This is a genomic window from Chamaesiphon sp. OTE_20_metabat_361 (assembly GCF_031364565.1).
Window position 1 is genome coordinate 1 of the sequence record NZ_JANLWO010000824.1, and the last position, 4926, is coordinate 4926.

4 protein-coding genes are annotated in these 4926 nt (G+C 46.9%); all 4 read left to right on the top strand.

The window, feature by feature from the left end; translation table 11 throughout:
• On the top strand, nt 1–416 hold a 416-nt coding region (locus RMO35_RS23125; protein WP_309744754.1), incomplete at its 5' end, for a phosphopantetheine-binding protein.
• A 227-nt stretch (nt 417–643) separates the two neighbouring features.
• Nucleotides 644–1714 carry an LLM class flavin-dependent oxidoreductase gene (locus tag RMO35_RS23130; protein WP_309744756.1) on the top strand — a complete coding sequence of 357 codons (1071 nt, stop codon included), beginning with the start codon at nt 644–646 and terminating at the stop codon, nt 1712–1714.
• A 9-nt stretch (nt 1715–1723) separates the two neighbouring features.
• Nucleotides 1724–2458, top strand: coding sequence for a hypothetical protein (locus tag RMO35_RS23135; RefSeq protein ID WP_309744758.1), 735 nt, complete (start codon nt 1724–1726; stop codon nt 2456–2458).
• Nucleotides 2459–2537: 79 nt separating this feature from the next.
• A partial coding sequence (locus tag RMO35_RS23140; RefSeq protein ID WP_309744760.1) for a condensation domain-containing protein occupies nt 2538–4926 on the top strand: 2389 nt, incomplete at its 3' end.

Here is a 4926-nt window from a genome sequence, read left to right on the forward strand (position 1 = left end):
CTGTCGCAAGTGCCGAAACCCCCCAACCGACAGCAGCAGCGGAACACACTCGACGGGTTCAATCCACCGCCTATATCGCACCCAGCACCGAGATCGAGCAACGCATCGCCCAACTATGGCAAACTCAACTCGGTATCGCCCAAATCGGTGCGAATGATAACTTCTTCGAGCTAGGCGGACATTCCCTCCTCGCCGTGCGGGTAATCTCCCAATTGCGGGAAATCTATCCCGTCGATCTATCCCTCCGCACATTACTATCCGAAGCCCCCACCGTAGCAGGATTGGCAGCCATCATCGCCGATCTCCTCTCCCCAGCCGACGATCCCGATGAAATGGTTCGCCTGCTAGCTGAAATCGAAAATTTATCGATCGATGAAGTACGCGATCGATTAGCTCAGGAAGAGGCAATAAGTTAGTCAGCTCCGTGCCAACACCGCCGTGGGGTTGGAAACCCCCGCTCATGATGCAAAGTCCGCCTACGCGGACTGGAATATTAGTCCGCGTAGGCGGACTTTGCATCACTAGCCACGATTTCAATCGTTGGCGGTGCTAAAACGAAGCAAATATCCTTAACCCGTTGGCGTAGCCTCTCCGCTAGGAGAAACTGACGTTAAATATAGTTTTGAAATAGAGGATTAAAAGCATGGAATTCAGTTTATTTTACTTCTCCGGCGACGGCTCCACCACCAGCCGCGATAAATACCGACTACTGCTCGAAGGCGCGAAATTCGCCGATCGACATGGATTCGCAGCCGTTTGGGTGCCCGAACGTCATTTTGATGCTTTTGGTGGCTTGTATCCCAATCCAGCCGTCGCTGGAGCCGCGATCGCCGCCCTCACCGAGAACATTCAAATCCGTTCTGGTAGCGTCGTCATGCCCTTGCAAGATCCCTTGCGCGTCGCCGAAGAATGGGCGATGGTAGATAACCTCTCCCAAGGAAGAGTTGGACTCTCTTTTGCTCCTGGTTGGCACCCCAATGATTTTGTCCTCGCACCCGAAAAATATGCCGACAAAAAAGAAATTATGTGGCGCGATATTCAAGTCGTCCAGCAACTTTGGCAGGGCGAATCGATCGAACTAATCGGCGGGCATGGTAAACCTGTCAGCATCAATACATACCCTAAACCATTGCAGCCACAAGTACCAATTTGGATTACTTCTCTCTCGGACGAATCATTTATTGAGGCAGGTAAAATCGGTGCAAATATTCTCACATCTCCCCTGTATCAAAGCCTCGATGAAATCCTCCGTAAAATCACTTTATATCGTCAAACTCTAGCCCAAAGCGGTCGCGATCCGCAGAGTGGCAAAGTATCCATGATGATTCATACATTTATCGGTACCGATCTAGAGTCTGTCAAAATTAAAGTCAAAGAACCATTTAAAAACTACCTCAAAACTCATTTCGATTTAGTAGTGAAATCTGCTGGCGATCTGCGTTTCTCGATCGATCCAGAAACTATGACTGCCCGCGATCTTGATGACTTGCTAGAATTTAGTTTCGAGACTTATTTTAATGGCAAAGTATTGATGGGAACGCCGACGCATTGCCGGACAATTATCGATAGTCTCCAACAAGCAGGAGTCGATGAAGTTGCCGCACTGATTGATTTTGGTGTTGAATTTGACTGGGTAATGGAAAGCTTAGATTTTCTCAAAGATCTCAAACATAGTTACACATCAATCGATCGATTCAAAACTTTAGTGAGTTAAACAAACTAGATGACGAACATCAACTGGAACATTCTTATCGCTGCCATCGGTGGTGCTGCGATCGACTTTTTAGAGATTGCCGTAATTGCCTATGCAATCGCGCGATCGGGCTATCGACGCGAAGCTATTACGGGTAGCATTTTTGGCGTATTACTAGTTGGAATAATTGCCATTCCTTTTGGCGGCATCTTGCGATCGATTCCCCTCAATTGGCTAGAAATTTTAGTCGGTGTCACATTACTCTGGTTTGGCTGGCGATGGGTAAATAAATCCATCAAACGGTTAGCAAAAGGCAAACGAGCGGGTTGGATGTCAGACGATCCACTAGCTGCCGAAGAGATTGTATTGGATGGGCAAAATTTGGGATTCAATCAATTGAATTTCTGGGTGATGGCAAAAAGTGCGATCCTCGAAACTTTTGAAGTTGCTATCTTAGTTGTCACGTTAGGAGTGGCTTCGGGTGCGTGGTATGAGTCGCTAGCTGGTACGGCGATCGCGCTGGTATTTTCAGTACTGATTGTCACGGTTTTACACAAGTATTTATTAAATGTGCCGGAGGTGTTAATTAAGTTAGGATCTGGAATTTTACTAGGTAGTTTGGGGACGTTTTGGTTAGGTGAGGGATTGGGTTTTGATTGGTTATTTGGGGATTTAGCGATCGCCGCGATCGTTGCTGTTTATAGTGGGATTGCGGCGGTTGTTTTGTGGTGGCTGAAGCGCGTCTTAACAGCAGATTTGCAATAATTGATGCCACCAGATCCACAACTTCTTGAAGAAGTTGAGGATCTCTCCTCGCTATTTATTTAAAAACTATTATTCAACAATGAACGATTTATCAAAAAGAATTGCCGCATTGTCACCAGAACAACAGGCATTATTAAAACAGCGACTAAACCAACAAAAGACGATTCAACCGCTTCAATCTTGGGCAATACCCAAGCGCGACGAGACAACGGGGCAAGATCGGTTTGCGGTTTCCTTTGGACAACAACGGATGTGGTTTCAAGACCAATTGGGAACTCAAAGTGCAGTTTCTAATAATGTTTCAATTTTGCTCAAAATCTCTGGCAATCTTGATGTCAATGCCCTCGAACGTAGCTTGATAGAAATTCTCCGCCGTCATGAAGTTTTACGGACAACTTTCCAAACTGTTGCAGGCGAACTGATTCAAATTATTAATCCCGTCGGTAATTGGTACGTTCCTTTTATCGATTTACGATCGTTAGATCCCTTAGAGCGAGAACTAGAAATAGAGCGAATCGCTCAAGCCCAATCCTGCCAAATATTTAACTTAACAACCGATGTATTGTTACGATCGAGTCTGTTAATTTGCGCCCCCACCGAACATATTTTGCTGCTTACCTTGCATCATATTAGCGTCGATGCGTGGTCGATTGGAGTCTTTTTTCGCGAACTGAGTGCGATTTACGCCGCTTTTGCTAGTGGTAAACCTTCACCTTTAGCGGCGTTACCGATTCAATATGCCGACTTTGCCATCTGGCAAAAGCAACATTTACACGGGCAAATGTTAGCGGCGGATCTGGCTTATTGGCAACAGAAATTGCACCAAGCTCCCGATTTATTGCCATTACCGAGCGATCGATCTCGTCCTCCGGTACAATCTTTTACAGGTAAAACTCTCTCTTTTACGATTCCCAAGCCGCTGACTGACTCGATTGCAGCACTATCCCAACAAGCTGGCTGTACGACTTTCGTTACTCTGTTAACTGCCCTCCAAACGTTACTATTTCGGTATAGTGGGCAAGAAGATATCCTCGTCGGTGCGCCGATTGCCAATCGTCAGCAACCGGAACTAGAAAATTTAATCGGCTGTTTTATCAATACTTTGGTATTCCGTAGTGACTTGTCAGGCAATCCCAGTTTCCGTACTTTACTCGATCGCGTGCGCGAAACTGTATTAGGCGCGTTGGCTCATCAAACTTTGCCGTTTGAAAAACTGGTAGAGGAACTACAACTAGCGCGAAACTTAACCTATGCACCGTTATTTCAGGTGATGTTGGTATTTCAAAATGCTTTTTCGATCGAGAATATCGAGCTACCAAATTTGGTTGTCAAACACGATCGAATCGACAATCATACATCTCAATTTGACTTTACCATCCATCTAGTGGAGTCAGAAAGCGGGATGATTGGGAAGCTAGAATATAACACCGATCTATTCGATGAATCCACGATCGAGCGGCTGTTAGCACATTTCCACACCTTACTCGCGGCGATTGTCGCCAATCCCAACTGCTGTTTGACGGATTTACCCCTGCTCCCACCGAGCGAAATACAACAGTTACAAGCATGGCAGCAGATCGCCGTTAACGATCTCCCCATCGTTGGGATCGATCGAGCTTTTGCAGCACAGGTACAGCAGCATCCCGATACAATAGCGGTAATCTGTGGTGACGAACGACTTACCTATAGCGAACTCGATCGACGTAGTAACCAACTCGCCCATTATCTCCAAAATTTGGGCGTTAAACCAGAAAGCCTCGTGGGTATCTGTGTGGATCGATCGATCGAGACGATCGTCGGTTTATGGGGGATTATCAAAGCTGGCGGCGCATATGTACCAATCGATCCATACTATCCCGCCGAGCGGTTGGAGTTTATCCTCGCCGATGCTCAGGTATCGGTACTTTTAACTAAAAAGTCGCTCGTTGCCAAACTACCCACATTCGATGCCCCTGTGGTATTAATCGATGCGGATTGGGAAAAGATCGCCCTAGAAAGTGATGCAGATTTAGCCCTTTCCCTGTCGCTCGCTCGCCTTGCCTATATTATCTACACATCCGGTTCCACCGGACAACCCAAAGGTGTCATGGTGCAACATGATTCCTTGGCGAATTATACCGCCGCCGCCACTGGTGAATATGCGATTGACGATCGAGATCGCGTACTCCAATTTGCCTCACTAAGTTTTGATGCGGCGGCGGAAGAAATCTTCCCCTGTTTGACGTGCGGGGCGACACTGGTATTGCGAACCGAAGCCATGCTCAGTTCGATCGAGATCTTTCTCCACACCTGCGCGGAGTGGCAAATTACCGTACTGGATTTGCCCACAGCCTTCTGGCATCAGATGGTAACGGAAATGGAAACCCAGAAATTAACCCTGCCCGATTCGGTACGATTGGTGATTTTGGGAGGTGAAAAAGCCGCACGAGATCGCTTTAGAACCTGGCAAAAACTGGTTAAACCTCACG

Coding starts and splice junctions, on each gene's coding strand:
- RMO35_RS23135 (WP_309744758.1), top strand. CDS start 1,724: ATGACGAACATCAACTGGAACATTCTTATCGCTGCCATCGGTGGTGCT.
- RMO35_RS23130 (WP_309744756.1), top strand. CDS start 644: ATGGAATTCAGTTTATTTTACTTCTCCGGCGACGGCTCCACCACCAGC.